General features: G+C 33.6%; 14 protein-coding genes. 5 read left to right on the top strand and 9 right to left on the bottom strand.

The window, feature by feature from the left end; translation table 11 throughout:
- The first annotated feature begins 71 nt into the window (after window positions 1-71).
- From FND99_RS08825 to FND99_RS08815, 3 genes are all read left to right on the top strand, one after another.
- Window positions 72-2,081, top strand: coding sequence for a TonB-dependent receptor plug domain-containing protein (locus tag FND99_RS08825; protein ID WP_144337600.1), 2,010 nt, complete (start codon window positions 72-74; stop codon window positions 2,079-2,081).
- 49 nt (window positions 2,082-2,130) lie between these two features.
- Complete coding sequence (locus tag FND99_RS08820; protein ID WP_144337599.1) at window positions 2,131-2,472, top strand: heavy-metal-associated domain-containing protein; 342 nt, start codon at window positions 2,131-2,133, stop codon at window positions 2,470-2,472.
- 138 nt (window positions 2,473-2,610) lie between these two features.
- Window positions 2,611-3,297 (top strand): DedA family protein, encoded by a 687-nt coding sequence (locus FND99_RS08815; protein ID WP_144337598.1) that lies wholly within the window; start codon window positions 2,611-2,613, stop codon window positions 3,295-3,297.
- 154 nt (window positions 3,298-3,451) lie between these two features.
- Here FND99_RS08815 and rodA read toward each other — a convergent pair whose 3' ends face one another.
- From rodA to purH, 6 genes are all read right to left on the bottom strand, one after another.
- Window positions 3,452-4,687 (bottom strand): rod shape-determining protein RodA, encoded by a 1,236-nt coding sequence (gene rodA, locus FND99_RS08810; RefSeq protein ID WP_144337597.1) that lies wholly within the window; start codon window positions 4,685-4,687, stop codon window positions 3,452-3,454.
- A gap of 15 nt (window positions 4,688-4,702) precedes the next feature.
- Complete coding sequence (gene mrdA, locus FND99_RS08805) at window positions 4,703-6,652, bottom strand: penicillin-binding protein 2 (RefSeq protein ID WP_144337596.1); 1,950 nt, start codon at window positions 6,650-6,652, stop codon at window positions 4,703-4,705.
- On the bottom strand, window positions 6,649-7,155 hold the full coding sequence (locus FND99_RS08800; protein WP_144337595.1) for a rod shape-determining protein MreD: 507 nt from the start codon (window positions 7,153-7,155) through the stop codon (window positions 6,649-6,651). The genes mrdA and FND99_RS08800 overlap by 4 nt, the downstream gene beginning before the upstream one ends.
- Window positions 7,148-7,972: a rod shape-determining protein MreC gene (gene mreC / locus FND99_RS08795; RefSeq protein ID WP_144337594.1), complete on the bottom strand. Its 825-nt coding sequence runs from the start codon at window positions 7,970-7,972 to the stop codon at window positions 7,148-7,150. Before mreC ends, FND99_RS08800 begins: the two co-directional genes overlap by 8 nt.
- A gap of 111 nt (window positions 7,973-8,083) precedes the next feature.
- Window positions 8,084-9,112, bottom strand: coding sequence for a rod shape-determining protein (locus tag FND99_RS08790; RefSeq protein ID WP_008466528.1), 1,029 nt, complete (start codon window positions 9,110-9,112; stop codon window positions 8,084-8,086).
- 56 nt (window positions 9,113-9,168) lie between these two features.
- Window positions 9,169-10,695 (bottom strand): bifunctional phosphoribosylaminoimidazolecarboxamide formyltransferase/IMP cyclohydrolase, encoded by a 1,527-nt coding sequence (gene purH / locus FND99_RS08785; RefSeq protein WP_144337593.1) that lies wholly within the window; start codon window positions 10,693-10,695, stop codon window positions 9,169-9,171.
- 165 nt (window positions 10,696-10,860) lie between these two features.
- On the opposite strand from purH, the gene FND99_RS08780 reads away from it, so the two are divergent.
- Both FND99_RS08780 and FND99_RS08775 read left to right on the top strand, forming a co-directional pair.
- Window positions 10,861-12,108 carry an ABC transporter permease gene (locus tag FND99_RS08780; protein WP_144337592.1) on the top strand — a complete coding sequence of 416 codons (1,248 nt, stop codon included), beginning with the start codon at window positions 10,861-10,863 and terminating at the stop codon, window positions 12,106-12,108.
- Between the two features lie 92 nt (window positions 12,109-12,200).
- Window positions 12,201-13,088: a cupin-like domain-containing protein gene (locus tag FND99_RS08775; RefSeq protein ID WP_144337591.1), complete on the top strand. Its 888-nt coding sequence runs from the start codon at window positions 12,201-12,203 to the stop codon at window positions 13,086-13,088.
- Window positions 13,089-13,133: 45 nt separating this feature from the next.
- Here the strand turns inward: FND99_RS08775 and FND99_RS08770 are convergent, their stop codons facing one another.
- The 3 genes from FND99_RS08770 to fbaA all read right to left on the bottom strand — a co-directional run bounded on the left by FND99_RS08770 (window position 13,134) and on the right by fbaA (window position 15,867).
- Entirely contained in the window at window positions 13,134-13,751 is a 618-nt protein-coding gene (locus tag FND99_RS08770) for a hypothetical protein (RefSeq protein ID WP_144337590.1), read from the bottom strand.
- 82 nt (window positions 13,752-13,833) lie between these two features.
- On the bottom strand, window positions 13,834-14,688 hold the full coding sequence (accD, locus tag FND99_RS08765; RefSeq protein WP_026983883.1) for an acetyl-CoA carboxylase, carboxyltransferase subunit beta: 855 nt from the start codon (window positions 14,686-14,688) through the stop codon (window positions 13,834-13,836).
- Window positions 14,689-14,799: 111 nt separating this feature from the next.
- Window positions 14,800-15,867 carry a class II fructose-bisphosphate aldolase gene (gene fbaA / locus FND99_RS08760; protein ID WP_012023542.1) on the bottom strand — a complete coding sequence of 356 codons (1,068 nt, stop codon included), beginning with the start codon at window positions 15,865-15,867 and terminating at the stop codon, window positions 14,800-14,802.
- Between the last annotated feature and the right edge of the window lie 8 nt (window positions 15,868-15,875).

Genomic DNA, 15,875 nt, shown 5'->3' with positions numbered 1-15,875 from the left:
TGTTAACTGCTGTTTGTCTTTTTCAGAATGACGAAGAATCAGCTTTTCTAATTACATTAAAATCATTTTTTATGCAAAAAAATATAATGCTTTTGGGCATGCTTTTGCTGTCTGCAGTTGCCTTTTCTCAGGAAGATCTGCAGGAGGTTAAAGTCACCAAAAAGCAAAAAGGAATTAAAAAATCCTATACACTTACATCCAATACATCGGTAATTACAAGCAAAGAACTGCTAAAAGCGGCGTGTTGCAACTTGGCCGAAAGTTTTGAGACAAATCCATCAATAGACGTCAATTTTTCGGATGCTTTAACGGGAACCAAACAAATAAAGATGTTGGGTTTGACAAGTCCGTATTTAACGATTACTGAAGAAAATATTCCATCAGTTCGAGGAGCTTCTCAAGCTTACGGATTGTCTTTTACGCCGGGAACTTGGATCGAAAGTGTTCAGATTACAAAAGGCGCAGGAAGCGTCATTAATGGTTATGAGAGCATTTCGGGACAAATAAATACAGAGTTGTTAAAGCCTTTAAGTGACATTCCGTTTTTCTTAAATGTTTATGGTTCTACCGATGCGCGTTTTGAGTTGAATACTCATTTCAACAAAAAATTGTCTGATAAATGGGCGACAAGTCTGTTTGTTCATGGAAATACTCGTGTCGCAAAAAACGACATGAACAATGATGGATTTTTAGATAATCCGTTAGGAAAACAAATCAATATTTTAAACCGTTATCAATATTATGATCCAGAAAGCGGACTCGTAAGTTTTATCAATTTCAGATATATGAATGATAAAAAGCAAACGGGAGAAGTTGATTTTGATAAAGATGTTGACCGCGGTACTACAAATCATTGGGGTTCTGAAATCAACACAGAACGTTTTGATGTTTCGACTAAAATAGGTTACGTTTTTAAAGATATGCCTTATCAAAGCATTGGTTTTCAAAATGCTTTCAACAGTCATAACCAAAATTCTTATTTCGGTTTGAATTTGTATGACATTAAGCAGAATAGTTTTTATTCGAATTTAATTTTCAATTCGATTATCAATAACACGATGCACAAGTTTACAACGGGTTTGAATTTTACTTACGATCAATATCAGGAATTTGTAAACGTAAATGATTACAGCCGAATTGATAATTCTGTCGGAGCATTTTTTGAATACACCTATGATAATACGGATAATTTCAGTTTGATTTTAGGCGGGAGAGTTGATAATCATAATCGATTGGGCTTTTTTGTGACGCCTCGTTTACACATGAGATACAATCCTTGGAAGAATGGTGTTCTTCGTTTTTCTGCCGGAAGAGGAAAGCGTTCGGCTAATATTTTTGCCGAAAATCAACAACTTTTTGCGAGTTCTAGAACTTTTTCAATTTTAGACAATAGTGGAAAAATCTATGGTTTGAATCCTGAAATTGCATGGAATTACGGAATCAGTTTTTCGCAGAAATTCAAGATTTTCAAAAAAAATGCCGAAGCTGGTTTTGACTTCTACAGAACCGATTTTCAAAATCAAGCTGTAGTAGATTTGATGCAGAGTCCGCAGGAAGTTTTGTTTTATAATTTAAAAGGAAGTTCGTTTGCCAATAGTTTTCAGGCAGAGTTTAGTTATGAAATAATCCATAATTTGAATTTGAGAACTGCTTATAAATATTATGACATTCAGACAGATTATTTAAGAGGCACTTTTCAGCGTCCACTTCAGGCAAAACATCGTTTTTTGGGAAATCTGGAATACGAAACAACAGCTTCAGATAGTGGAAAACAATGGAAATTTGATTATACTTTTAACTGGACTGGAAAACAGCGATTGCCTTATACGGCTTCAAATCCGCCAGAGGATCAGTTTCCAGATTTTTCGCCCTCTTTTGCAGTGATGAACGCGCAGGTTACAAGAATTTTTTCTCCTGTTTTTGAAGTATATGTCGGTGGAGAAAATATTGGAAATTACAAACAGCAAAAAGCAATTTTAGGGGCAAATGATCCTTTTGGACCAAATTTTGATGCCTCTGTAGCATATGCGCCAATTTTTGGACAAATGTATTATGCTGGTTTGCGATTTAAAATAAAATAAATAGAACAAATCAATTTCAATAACATTATCAAATTTTAATATTTACAAGATGAAAAAAATAGTTTTAATAGCAATAATTAGTTTTTTAGGATTTTCGGCGCAAGCCCAAACTAAGAAAAATAAAAATTTAAAGTACACTACTGAGGTTAACGGAAATTGTGAACAATGTAAGAAACGTATTGAAAAAGCGGCTTTTAGTGTTCCGGGTGTTAAAACGGCAAATTGGGATATTTCATCACATCAGCTTTCGGTGATTTTAAACGAAGAAAAATCTTCTCCAGCTGATTTGAATAATGCAATTGCAAAAGTAGGGCACGATACTAAAGACGTGAAGGCAACACAAGCAGATTATGATAATTTGCATACCTGCTGCAAGTATGTAAGAGAATAAGAATTTTAAAAGCCTCAAGTTTACTATTTGAGGCTTTTTTTATAGTTAATTTATCTTTAAAATACCGCATTTTATTGTGGCTCTACTAAATTATTGTTACTTTCACGATCTTAAAATAAGTATAACCAAACCATTTTTATGAATAATTTTGATTGGACACAATTAGTCAACCCTGAATTCTACATCACATTAAGTATCGGCGGTTTTCAGATTGGTTTATACATTGTGCTGTTTATTGTTTTTGCTGAGACCGGACTTTTTGCTGGTTTTTTCCTTCCTGGTGACAGTCTGCTTTTTTTATCAGGGATTTACAGCCGTGATCTGATTCAAAATGTTGTTTATATTCCAAGTGATTTTGTTAACGTTTTTATACTTTCAACGCTAGTTGGGATAATGGGTGTTTTTGGAAACATGACGGGTTATTGGTTTGGAGCTAAAAGCGGTTATTATTTGTTTAAAAAAGAAGATACATTTTGGTTTAAGAAAAAATACCTATTGCAATCCAAAGATTTTTTTGAGAAGTATGGCGGAAAAGCAATTATTTACGCACGTTTTCTTCCAATTTTTAGAACTTTCGCGCCAATTATTGCAGGAATAGTTTCAATGGATAAAAAGAAGTTTATGTTCTACAATATTTTGAGTTCCTTTTTATGGTCTTTTATATTGATCTTCTCAGGACATTATTTATACGGAGTGTTTTTAGAACAAGGAATCGATTTAAAAGAGCATATTGAAGTTATTGTAATAGGAATAATTATAGTGTCAACTTTCCCAGTTTTCTTAAAGCTTATTAAAAAGAGAACAAGCCATCACGAAAAAATATAAATAAAAAAAAATCCGAAGTAATAAGCTTCGGATTTTTTTATATCTATAATTGAAGTTGAAATCTATTATTAAACATAATTTTGTTGTAATTAATTCAAAAGAAAATTGCATTAACAATTAACAATTAACAATTAACAATTAACAATTTTCTAGACTACCATTCATTTACCTTATTCGCATCCATTTTTAAGAAGATAAACAACAAAATAGTAAAGCCCCAGAGTCCAGAACCACCATAAGAAAAGAATGGAAGCGGAACCCCGATAGTTGGGAAAATACCAATTACCATGGCAATATTTACAAAAAAGTGAATGAACAAGATTCCGGCAACACAATAACCGTAAACACGGCTAAATTTAGTTTTTTGTCTTTCAGCCAAATAAATTACTCTTAAAAATAAACCAACAAAGAGAGCAATAACAACCAAACAACCTACAAATCCCCATTCCTCGCCAACGGTTGTAAAAATATAATCCGTATGTTGTTCAGGAACAAAGCCTCCTTTGGTTTGTGTTCCTTGTAAAAAGCCTTTTCCGAGCCATCCGCCTGATCCAATTGCAATTTCAGATTGATTGGTATTATAACCAATACCTTTCATATCAACTGTTTTTCCTAGCAAAATATTAAAACGGTCTCTGTGGTGTTGCTTGAAAACGTGTTCGAATACATAATCTACAGAGAAAACAAAAGCTGAAATAACCGCTAACAAAATACTGCTCATTAATAAATTTCTATCAACAACGCGTCCCTTAAAGTGTATAATTGCCAAAACACAAGCGGCAATAATAATAACGACGTAGGGTTCGAGAACAAGTGTTAATACAAATAATAAAATAGTAATAAAACCGGTCCAAACATACCATGACGGAAGACCTTCTCGATATAAAACAATAATAAAAATACTGTAAATCAAGGCACTTCCCGGGTCAGGCTGTGGTAGAATCAACATAACGGGTAAAAATACAATCGCTAAAGCTTGTATTTGCCTATTGACATCTTTTAGGTTGATTTGTGTATCACTTAGATATTTTGCCAATGCCAATGATGTAGCGGCTTTTGCAAATTCTGAAGGCTGTAATGTAAATCCGCCAATTGCATACCAACATCTTTGTCCTGCAATGGTTTTTCCGAAAAGGAATAATCCTGCCAAAGACAATAACGAAACACCAAAAATTATACTGGCATATTTTTCATAGAATTTTCCATCAACAAAAAGAACGACAAAAATTAACGGAATTGTACAGCCAATAAAAATCAGCTGCTTTTGATACGTTCCTTCGGTAGATAATAATGAAGACGAATAGATATTCAGCCACCCCAATATTACTAACGTGGTGTAGATAAAAACACTTATCCAGTCAATATTATTTTTTACACTTTGATTTTTCATTTGAAATAATCTTTGTTAGTTCTCTTTAGTGGTGTCTATTGGAATTTTCTTTGTTTCTACTTTTGGAGTAACGATTTTAGCTCTTAAAACAGAATCTTTTGGTGTAGATTCTATTGCGCTTGCTTCGGTCATTCCACCTAATTTAGCATATTCGCTTACTAAACTTTTATTTAATACACGAACTTCTAAATCGGTTCTAGTGATTTTTTTTCTTAAATATTTCTCAATCATCAAACTGGCAATTGGTCCGGCTACATTGGCACCAAAACCTCCATTTTCAATCATAATTGCAAGGGCAATTTTAGGATTGTCCTTTGGAGCAAAAGCCACAAAAATAGAGTGGTCTTTTAGTTTGGTTCTAACTCCGTCAATTTTAGCATAGTTTTCGGCAGTACCGGTTTTACCGCAAATATCAATACCTTGTACTTTCAGTGCGTAAGCGGTACCTTTATTATAAACGTCAAATAATCCATTTATAACCGGTGGAAAATACTTTTTGTCAATTGTGGTTTCGTGTCGAGTTGTAAATTTAGCATCAATTTTCTTTCCTTCAATCTTTTTAATGATATGAGGCGTGTAATAATAACCTTGATTTGCAACAGTTGCCATCATGTTGGCTAGCTGAATCGGAGTCATTAAAACTTCACCTTGACCAATGGCATTAGATACAATTGTAGTACTTCTCCAGCCACCATTAGGGTAGATTTTTTTATAAGTTTTTGATGTCGGAATATTACCTTTTCTTCCTGTAGGCAAATCATAACCCATAAATTGTCCAAGACCAAAACTCTTTACGTGTCCGCTCCATACGTCAACGGCATATCCAGGATTTTTGTATTTGTTGATCGTTAACATGTACGACTGTGCAAAATACGTATTACAAGAATTATATATTCCGTTATTTAATTGATGAGGTCCAAAACCGTGGCACTTCATAAAACGTCCTCGTCCGTAACTAAAACCATGATGACACATAAAAGTTGTATGCTCGTCAATAACTCCTTCTTCAAGCGCAACAAGTCCAGTTAAAATCTTGAATGGAGAACCAGGAGGATATTCTGCTAAAAGTCCTCTGTCGTATAATGGTTTTGCAATTGAATCTCGATATAAAAGCGTATAGTTTTTTGATCTTTGTCTTCCAACTAAAATTCCAGGATCATAAGAAGGCGCTGTAACTAATGCTAAAATCTCACCCGTTTTAGGCTCAATTGCAACAATTCCACCTCTTTTGTTGATCATTAATTCTTGGCCATATTTTTGAAGTTCGGCGTCAATTGTTAAATTGATATCTTCTCCAGCAACTGCGATTGTGTCGTATTTTCCGTTTTTATAGGATCCTATTTCACGATTGTATTTGTCTTTTTGAATGTATTTAACCCCTTTAATTCCGCGTAAAACTTCTTCGTAACTTTCTTCAACTCCTTGTTTTCCAACTAAATCTCCACTATTGTAATAAGAGTTTTTGGCAATTAATCCTTCACTCGCCTGTGTAATAAATCCAAAAATATTGGCGCCATAATCTACTTCATAATCACGAAGCGATCTCTTTTGGAAATAAAAGCCTTCATATTTTCTGATTTTTTCTTGAAAAGCAGCAAATTCGTTTTTGTTCAATTGTGCTAAAAATACTGATGGAAGGCGAGGACTGTAAACTTTAGCCTTAGCAATTCTTTTATCGTATTCTTCTTTTGTGATGTTTAATAAAGCACAGAATTCCGCAACATTTAAATCTTCTTTGATTTCGCGTGGAATAACCATGATATCATAAGAAGCTTGATTTGCTACTAATAATTTGCCATTTCTGTCATATATATAACCTCTTTCAGGATAGTCGTACTGTTTTTTTATCGCGTTGTTTTCTGATTTTAGCTTAAATGAATCGTCAACTATTTGCAAATAAAATACCCTGATCACCAGTAAAGATCCTGCAATGATAATTAAAGCGGGCAGCAGAACTTTTCTCATCGTTTATTGGGCTTAATAAGATAAATGATTATGATTGAGGTTATTATTGTAAAAATTGAACTGAATAATGTTCGGAGCAAAATATCCCAAATGAATTTGAATTGGAACGCTTCGAGCACAAACAATATAATATGATGCAGCAAAACTGATACCAAAATAAATGAAAATCGTTCTGGTGTTAAAGAATCATTTAGTTTGATGGTTTGGTATTCATAACTCAGACCAAATGAAAACTTAAAAATATATGGTCTATAGTAAGCAAGAATTACACATGATGTAGCGTGAATTCCGCCCGAATTACAAAACATATCCATTGTAAGCCCAAGTAAAAAACTTGAAATTATCAATCCTGATTTATTGCTGTTTACAGGATAAAGAATTATATATAGAATATATGGAAAAGGACTTATGTAGCCTAAAAAATTCATATTGTTGAAAATAACAATTTGAATTGCCAGTAACATAATAAATCGAAAAATATTGACTAACAATGCGCTATTCATCTTTTTCCTTTTTTTCTAAATTAATAAGTTCTTCTCTGTCTTTGCTTTTGATAATATAAACGTGTCCAAGATTTGTCATGTCGTTAAATAACTTAACTTTTATAACATAAAAACTTGTTTGTTCTTCTTTGTAAACTGTTTCAACAGTTCCAATATTGATTCCTTCAGGGAAAATTACAGATTGTCCACCTGTCACGATTGTATCGCCTTTTCTAACTGAAGCTAACCTCGGAACATCTTTCAGTTGTACGAAACCAGTACTTTTTCCATCCCAAGTTAAAGACCCAAAATGATTTGATTTTTTAAGCTTGGCGTTAATCTGCGATTTCATGTTCAAAATACTAATCACAGTTGAATATCTTGGTGAAGTGTTATCAATTACCCCAACAATTCCTAAGCTGTTTATTACTCCCATATCTGGTTTCACACCCTCATTAGATCCAGAATTTAAAGTAAGGAAGTTTTCGTGTGTACTGTAAGTATTATGAATCACTTTTGACACAATAATGTCAGCAGGTTTTACTCCTTTAATAGTATCAGGCAAAGGTAATTTTGTTGTGTCCTCTTTATTGAATAAAAGACTTTTAAGTCTCGCGTTTTCAAGTACAAGCTCTTCATTTTCAGCTCTTAAATTCAAATATTCGTCTACACGATTAATTCTTTCATAAACACCTCCGCTCAAAAAGTTGGCAGAACTGATTATTTTGCTTCTATGGTAAGAGTGTGATTGAATTGTGAGCGTCAACGAAATACCTAAAAGCAGCAAAAACAGTAACCGATTACTGTTTCTTATAATGAAATTAAAAATTTGCTGCATTTCTTGTCTGGTTATTTTGTTTCAGGATATGCTTAAGGTTTCAAATTTTATCAGGGTCAAATATTAGAAATTTGACCCTAATAAAAGTATATTGATTGTTTTTTTTGAATCTTATTTGATTAAGATGCTTTTAAATTTTGCAATGTTTTTAAGTGCCATTCCAGTACCGCGAACAACTGCTCTTAAAGGATCTTCAGCAATATAAACAGGCAAATCTGTTTTTTGAGAAATACGTTTGTCAAGACCTCTAAGCATAGATCCACCACCGGCTAAATAGATACCAGTGTTGTAAATATCGGCAGCTAATTCAGGAGGAGTTTGAGATAATGTTTCCATTACCGCATCTTCAATACGCTGAATTGATTTGTCTAAAGCCTTTGCAATTTCACGGTAAGAAACATCTACTTGTTTTGGTTTCCCTGTAAGCAAATCTCGTCCTTGAACAGACATATCTTCTGGCGGTCCATCTAAATCTTCAATTGCAGCTCCAATTTGGATTTTGATTTTCTCAGCAGTACTTTCTCCCACAAATAAGTTGTGCTGTGTACGCATGTAATAAACGATATCATTTGTGAAAACGTCACCCGCAATTTTTACAGATTTGTCGCAAACAATTCCGCCTAAAGCGATAACTGCAATTTCTGTTGTACCACCTCCGATATCAACGATCATGTTACCTTTTGGCTGCATGATATCGATACCAATACCAATTGCTGCTGCCATTGGCTCATGAATCAAATAAACTTCTTTTCCGTTTACTCTTTCACAAGATTCTTTTACAGCACGCATTTCAACCTCCGTAATTCCAGATGGAATACACACAACCATTCTTAAAGCTGGTGTGAACATTCTTTTTTTCAATGCAGGAATACTCTTAATGAACATGTTGATCATTTTTTCCGAAGCATCAAAATCGGCAATTACACCATCTTTCAAAGGCCTTATGGTCTTGATGTTTTCATGCGTTTTACCTTGCATCATATTGGCTTCTTTACCAACAGCGATGATTTTGCCTGAAACTCTGTCGCGTGCTACGATAGAGGGGCTGTCAATAACAACTTTATCATTATGAATGATTAAAGTGTTTGCGGTACCAAGGTCTATTGCAATATCCTCGGTCATGAAATCAAAAAATCCCATAAGTTTTTTAGGGGTTTAAAATGTTATAAATTATTTATCGAACAAAGTTAAACAAATTAATGTTTAAAATGACGAGTTCCTGTAAATACCATTGCAAGATTATTTTCATTGCAATAATTTATGCTTAATTCGTCTTTTATTGAACCTCCTGGCTGAATAACAGCAGTAATTCCTGCTTTTTTGGCTAATTCTACACAATCTGGAAACGGGAAAAATGCGTCACTTGCCATTGAAGCTCCAGTTAAATCAAATCCAAATGCTTTTGCTTTATCTACAGCTTGCATTAAAGCATCAACTCTTGAAGTTTGACCTGTACCAGATGAAATTAATGTTCCGTTTTTTGCAAATACAATCGTGTTTGATTTTGTATTCTTGCAAATTTTAGAAGCAAAGATCAAATCTTCGATCTCCTGAGCAGTTGGTTCTGTAATTGTAACGGTTTTTAAATGCGCTTTATTATCTGTAATATTATTTCTGTCCTGAATTAACAAACCATTAAGACAAGTCCTTACTTGACGAGATGGCAATTCAACTTCATTTTGAACTAATATAATTCTGTTTTTCTTTTCTTGTAAAACTGTAACGGCCTCATCATCATATGCTGGAGCGATTACAACTTCGCAGAATAATTTGTTGATTTCTTGTGCGGTTTCTAAATCAATTTTTGTGTTAGAAATTAAAACTCCTCCAAAAGCAGAAGTTGGATCACAAGCCAAAGCAGCTAAATAAGCTTCGCTAATTGTTTTTCTTGAAGCCAATCCACAAGCGTTATTGTGTTTTAGAATTGCAAATGTTGGCCCGTCAGTTTTGAATTCAGCAATTAAATTTACGGCTGCATCAACATCAAGCAAGTTGTTGTATGATAATTCTTTTCCGTGAAGTTTTTTGAACATCGCATCAAAATCTCCAAAGAAGAAACCTTTTTGGTGTGGGTTTTCACCATATCTTAAAACTTGACCGTTTGCAATACTCTCTTTGTAAATAGTCTCATCTGTATTGAAATAATTGAAAATAGCTCCGTCATAGTGAGAAGAAACGTGGAATGCTTTTGTAGCAAACAATCTTCTGTTTTCAAGAGTTGTACTTCCGTTTTGCTCTGTAATCAAATCTAAAAGAAGGCTGTATTCGTTAACAGAAGCAACAATTACAGTGTCTTTGAAATTTTTTGCGCCTGCGCGGATTAATGAAATACCGCCAATATCAATTTTTTCAATGATATCTTGTTCGCTTGCACCTGAAGCAACAGTTTTTTCAAAAGGATACAAATCAACAATCACTAAATCAATTTGAGGAATGTCAAATTCTTTCATTTGCTGAACATCGCTCTCATTGTCTTGACGGTTTAAAATTCCACCAAAAATTTTCGGGTGCAATGTTTTTACTCTTCCTCCAAGAATTTCTGGGAAAGAAGTAATATCTTCAACAGGAACTACAGGAATTCCTAGGTTTTTAATGAAATCTTCAGTTCCTCCAGTCGAGTAAAGTGTAACATTTTGCTCGTGTAATTTTCTAACGATTGGCTCTAATCCGTCTTTAGAAAAAACCGAAATTAGTGCTGATTGTATTTTTTTAGTTGTGCTCATTGTGTAGTTATGATTTTCAGACTGCAAAAGTAGTTTTTTTATATATTATTTTAAAGAAAATTAATGTAACATTATGCTAAAAAAATCTACTGATGAGTAAGTTAACTTTTATTAGGTTTTTGATTTTAAATTATTGAATTTTACTTTATTGAAAAATACTACTATATGCTTCTTTATCTTCGATTATTAAAAGAAAGTCTCAGCTTTGCCATCAATGCTTTACGAAATAATAAACTGCGTACTTTGTTATCGTTGCTAGGTGTTACAATTGGTATTTTTTCGATTATTGCTGTACTTGCTGCCGTAGACTCTTTGGACAGAAAAATTTCTAAAGATTTGAGCAGTTTAGATAAAAATACGATTTATTTAATGAAATACTGTTTTGGTCCATCAGAAATTCCGCAGTGGAAGCGAGAGCAGTTCCCAAATGTGAAGTATGATGAATATATTGGATTGAAAAATTCAATGAATAATACAGATCAAGTTGGTTATCAGCTTTTTGTTAGTCACGAAACGTTGAAGTACGATTCAAAAACAGTTGCTGATGTTAATATTATTCCGTCATCATTTGAAATGGTAGATATTGACGGATTAACTTTTGATAAAGGAAGATTCTACACAGAATCTGAATCAAATTCTGGAACACCAGTGATTGTTTTAGGATATGAAATTGCCCAAGGTCTTTTTGAAAACAGTGATCCGATCGGAAAAAATATTCGTTTGTACGGACAGCGTTTTACAGTTATTGGCGTAATGGCAAAACAAGGAGCAGGATTTTTTGGTGACAGCAATGATACTTCGGTTTATTTGCCAGCGAACTTTTTGCGACGCATGTATGGCGATAGCGATGCTATGACGCCTGTAATTGTTTTGAAACCAGTAAAAGGTGTTGATATGGATGCTTATAAAGCTGAAGTTGCTCAAAAGCTTCGCGCTATCCGTGGAATGAAAGCAGGTGAAATGGATAATTTCTTTGTGAATGTACTTTCTGGCTTTACCGATTTTATTGATGGAATTTTAGGAACTTTACGAACTGCCGGAATTTTCATCAGTATTTTTTCGTTTTTAGTTGGAGGATTTGGAGTAGCCAATATCATGTTCGTTTCGGTTAAGGAACGCACTAATTTAATAGGAATTCAAAAATCTTTAGGAGCAAAAAACAGGTTTATATTATTTCAGTTTTTATTTGAAGCTATTATGCTTTGTTTAATTGGAGGTATCATTGGTTTGTTTATTGTTTGGCTTTTGTCTCTTCTTTTGACCAATTTATTAGAATTTGAATTTGTTTTAAGTTTTTGGAATGTGGCTATTGGAGCAGGATTATCAATTTTTGTGGGTATAATTTCCGGTATTCTTCCAGCAATTTCGGCGGCAAATCTAGATCCTGTAGAAGCCATTAGGACAGGAATGTAATATTGTTTTTGTGTTATTTTACTGTAAATTTTGATGGCACAGAATAATTGGATACATTTGATAAACCACTCACAATTTAATCCGCTAAATAAATGAGCTTTAACCTTAAATCTGTTGATACAGTTGAGTCAATTTCCAGAGAAGATTTTAAAAAGAATTACTTGGATAAAAGAAAGCCTTTAATCATTAAAGGACTCACAAAAGATTGGCCAGCAAGAGAAAAGTGGTCAACAGAGTATTTTAAGGAAATTGCAGGGGATATTGAGGTAAAACTTGTCGATAATTCAAAAGCAGATCCTAAAAAGGTAATCAATGCTTCTATCGCAAGTATGAAATTTGGTGAATATCTGGATTTGATAAAACGTGAACCAACGCAATTGCGTATTTTTTTCTTCAATCTTTTCAAACACAGACCCGAATTAATTGACGATGTGAAAATTCCGAAAGAATTAATGGGAGGTTTTATCGAAAGCATGCCTGCCATGTTTTTTGGAGGTTCAAAGGCAATTACTTTTCTTCATTATGATATCGATTTGCCGCATCTTTTTCACACTCATTTTGGAGGAAGAAAGCATATAATATTATTTGACAATAAGTGGAAGAAAAGGCTTTATTGTCTTCCAAATACAACTTATGCCTTAGAAGATTACGATGTCGCCAATCCCGATTTTGAAAAATTTCCAGCCTTGAAAGGAGTAGAAGGGTATGAGGTTTTTCTAGAACATGGCGATACATTATTCATGCCAACAGGAATGTGGCATTGGATGCGTTATATAGATGGTTCTTTCTCGCTCACACTTCGTGCTTGGGATTCATCGATTTCTCGAAAAATGGCCAGCGTTTGGAGTTTATTTATGCATGGTGCAGTTGATAGTGCAATAAAAGTTGTTTTTAGAGAACGTTATGCTGTCTGGCGTGAAAAATTAGTTTTTAAAATCGCTGAAAAAGAATTAAAAAAGGATTTGAAAAAGGCTGGGTAATAATTTAGGTCTAAAAATATAAAAATCCTGTAGGAACTATATGTACTAATTATTTGGTTTTTTTACAAATTTGACAAGTTCAGGAAATTTAATTCTTGTTTTATCCCATTTAATATCGGCAGAATTGTAATATTTATTATTTCTCTTATAATAAATAATCGTGTCTTCTTCCTGTGTTGTTCTTCTAATAACGATAAAATCTCTATCTTTCTTGAAGTAACTTAAAGATTTATTTAAATCAAAAAATATTTTAGAATTTAAAGTGTCAGATTGAGATGCGATGAAAGTTGCATTTCTAAAATCATCTTTATAATTCAATTTAATAAAATCATAAATATTTTTATTTGAAATTTCAATTAGATCTCTTGGATCTAAATCAGCGAAGTATGGAATTGTGTCTGTATTTGGTGTTCCACAGATCATTCCTATGCCTTTATTTTGCAAATAATAAGCCGTAGAATCAGAGTTGATAATAAAAGTATTTGTTCCGTAAAACAACCAGCCAGGTATAGGTGGAGGAGGTGGAACAGTGTCATTGTTTCGTATTATTGGTTTGTTTTCTTGCGAAATTATATAAGGAATGTTTTTTTCAATTTTAGTTTCTTTCTTGGTACAATTCCAAAAAAGAAAACAAATCATACAACCAATAAAAATTCTCGCCATAGAAATCAGATTTAAAATAAAGATATAAAAAAATCCCATTCGCTTTTGCGAATGGGATTTTCTATTTTGAATAGTTTTAAAACTATCTAATTGTATTATTTTGAATCAAATCGATATATAAGTTGATCTTATCTTTCAATTCTTTTCTAGGCGTGATAAAGTCTAAGAAACCGTGCTCTAAAAGAAACTCAGCAGTTTGAAAACCTTCTGGCAAATCTTTTCCTGTAGTATCACGAACAACACGCGGACCAGCAAAACCAATCAAAGCGCCTGGTTCAGAGATGTTGATGTCTCCTAACATTGCGTAAGATGCAGTTGTTCCTCCAGTTGTTGGATCTGTACAAAGAGAGATATAAGGCAATTTAGCTTCAGCTAATTGAGCTAGTTTTACAGAAGTTTTAGCTAATTGCATTAAAGAATAAGCGGCTTCCATCATACGAGCTCCACCAGATTTAGAAATCATTACAAAAGGCAATTTGTTTTTGATTGCGTGATCAATACCTCTCGCAATTTTTTCACCTACAACGGCTCCCATAGATCCACCAATAAAAGCAAAATCCATACAGCAGATTACAAGCTCTCTTCCTTTAGATTTTCCTACTCCCGTACGTACAGCGTCTTTAAGATGAGTTTTTTCCATTACATCTTTCAATCTTTCTGCATATTTTTTTGTGTCCACAAAATGCAAAGGATCTTTTGATGTCATGTTTTTGTCTAACTCAACAAATTCGTTGTTGTCGAATAAAATTTCAAAATAGGTTGCGCTTCCAATTCGAACGTGAAAATCATCTTCAGGGCTAACGAATAAATTTCTCGCTAATTCGTCAGCATCAATAATTTTTCCAGTAGGAGATTTGTACCACAATCCTTTCGGAACGTCCATCTTATCTTCTGTAGCGGTCGTAATCCCTTTTTCTTGTCTTTTAAACCAAGCCATTTTTTTAATTTTAGAATGTAGATTTTAAATTTTAGATTTTTCAATCTGAATTCAAAATTTAAATTTCAGGCTTCTTTAGAAATCTGAAATTTAAATTCAAAAATCTAAAATTTAAAGTGTGTTTACGTTATTTAAATCAGCAAAAGCTTGTTCAAGTCTTGCGTTGAATGTTACTTCGCTTTCACGAACCCATCTTCTTGGATCGTAATATTTTTTGTTTGGTGCATCTGGACCTTCTGGGTTTCCAATTTGAGATTTCAAATAGTCAAGGTTTTTAACCATGTAATCACGGATTCCTTCAGTGTATGCAAATTGTAAATCAGTATCAATGTTCATTTTGATAACTCCGTAGCTAATTCCTTCTCTGATTTCTTCAAGTGTAGAACCTGAACCTCCGTGGAAAACGAAATCAACTGGGTTGTGTCCTGTGTTGAATTTGTTTTGAACAAAATCTTGAGAATTTTTTAAGATTTTTGGAGTTAATTTTACGTTTCCTGGTTTGTAAACACCGTGAACGTTTCCAAAAGCAGCAGCAATTGTAAATTTAGGGCTTACTTTAGATAATTCTTCGTAAGCATAAGCTACTTCTTCTGGCTGTGTATATAATTTTGAGCTGTCAACATCAGAGTTATCAACACCATCTTCTTCACCACCTGTAATACCAAGCTCGATTTCTAATGTCATGCCCATTTTGCTCATTCTAGCTAAGTATTCTTTACAGATCTCGATGTTTTCTTCGATTGGCTCCTCAGACAAATCGATCATATGAGAACTGAATAATGGTTTTCCTGTTTCTGCAAAATGTTTTTCAGAAGCGTCTAACAAACCATCGATCCAAGGTAAAAGTTTTTTTGCGCAGTGGTCAGTGTGTAAAATTACAGTTGCACCATAAGCCTCAGCTAAAGTGTGAATATGTTTTGCTCCAGCGATTCCTCCAGCGATTGCTGCTTTTTCACCTGCGTTAGATAATCCTTTTCCAGCGTTAAATTGTGCTCCTCCGTTTGAAAATTGAATGATAACTGGCGCGTTAAGTTTCGCTGCAGTTTCAAGAACTCCGTTAATTGTGCTTGATCCAGTAACGTTTACTGCTGGAAGAGCAAAACCCTTCTCTTTCGCATAATTAAAGATCTCTTGTACTTGATCTCCTGTAGCTACTCCTGGTTTAATGTTGTGTGCCATTGTAATTT

The organism is Flavobacterium daemonense, from assembly GCF_007341385.1.
GTDB lineage: Bacteria > Bacteroidota > Bacteroidia > Flavobacteriales > Flavobacteriaceae > Flavobacterium > Flavobacterium daemonense.
This window is presented reverse-complemented; position numbering and strand designations above follow the sequence as displayed.

What these genes read in the sequence shown, in the direction of transcription:
- FND99_RS08815 (WP_144337598.1), top strand. Translation starts at nt 2,611, where the DNA reads ATGAATAATTTTGATTGGACACAATTAGTCAACCCTGAATTCTACATC.
- FND99_RS08770 (WP_144337590.1), bottom strand. Translation starts at nt 13,751, where the DNA reads ATGGCGAGAATTTTTATTGGTTGTATGATTTGTTTTCTTTTTTGGAAT.
- FND99_RS08775 (WP_144337591.1), top strand. Translation starts at nt 12,201, where the DNA reads ATGAGCTTTAACCTTAAATCTGTTGATACAGTTGAGTCAATTTCCAGA.
- fbaA (WP_012023542.1), bottom strand. Translation starts at nt 15,867, where the DNA reads ATGGCACACAACATTAAACCAGGAGTAGCTACAGGAGATCAAGTACAA.
- mrdA (WP_144337596.1), bottom strand. Translation starts at nt 6,652, where the DNA reads ATGAGAAAAGTTCTGCTGCCCGCTTTAATTATCATTGCAGGATCTTTA.
- FND99_RS08780 (WP_144337592.1), top strand. Translation starts at nt 10,861, where the DNA reads ATGCTTCTTTATCTTCGATTATTAAAAGAAAGTCTCAGCTTTGCCATC.
- FND99_RS08800 (WP_144337595.1), bottom strand. Translation starts at nt 7,155, where the DNA reads ATGAATAGCGCATTGTTAGTCAATATTTTTCGATTTATTATGTTACTG.
- FND99_RS08820 (WP_144337599.1), top strand. Translation starts at nt 2,131, where the DNA reads ATGAAAAAAATAGTTTTAATAGCAATAATTAGTTTTTTAGGATTTTCG.
- rodA (WP_144337597.1), bottom strand. Translation starts at nt 4,687, where the DNA reads ATGAAAAATCAAAGTGTAAAAAATAATATTGACTGGATAAGTGTTTTT.
- mreC (WP_144337594.1), bottom strand. Translation starts at nt 7,972, where the DNA reads ATGCAGCAAATTTTTAATTTCATTATAAGAAACAGTAATCGGTTACTG.
- accD (WP_026983883.1), bottom strand. Translation starts at nt 14,688, where the DNA reads ATGGCTTGGTTTAAAAGACAAGAAAAAGGGATTACGACCGCTACAGAA.
- FND99_RS08825 (WP_144337600.1), top strand. Translation starts at nt 72, where the DNA reads ATGCAAAAAAATATAATGCTTTTGGGCATGCTTTTGCTGTCTGCAGTT.
- FND99_RS08790 (WP_008466528.1), bottom strand. Translation starts at nt 9,112, where the DNA reads ATGGGATTTTTTGATTTCATGACCGAGGATATTGCAATAGACCTTGGT.
- purH (WP_144337593.1), bottom strand. Translation starts at nt 10,695, where the DNA reads ATGAGCACAACTAAAAAAATACAATCAGCACTAATTTCGGTTTTTTCT.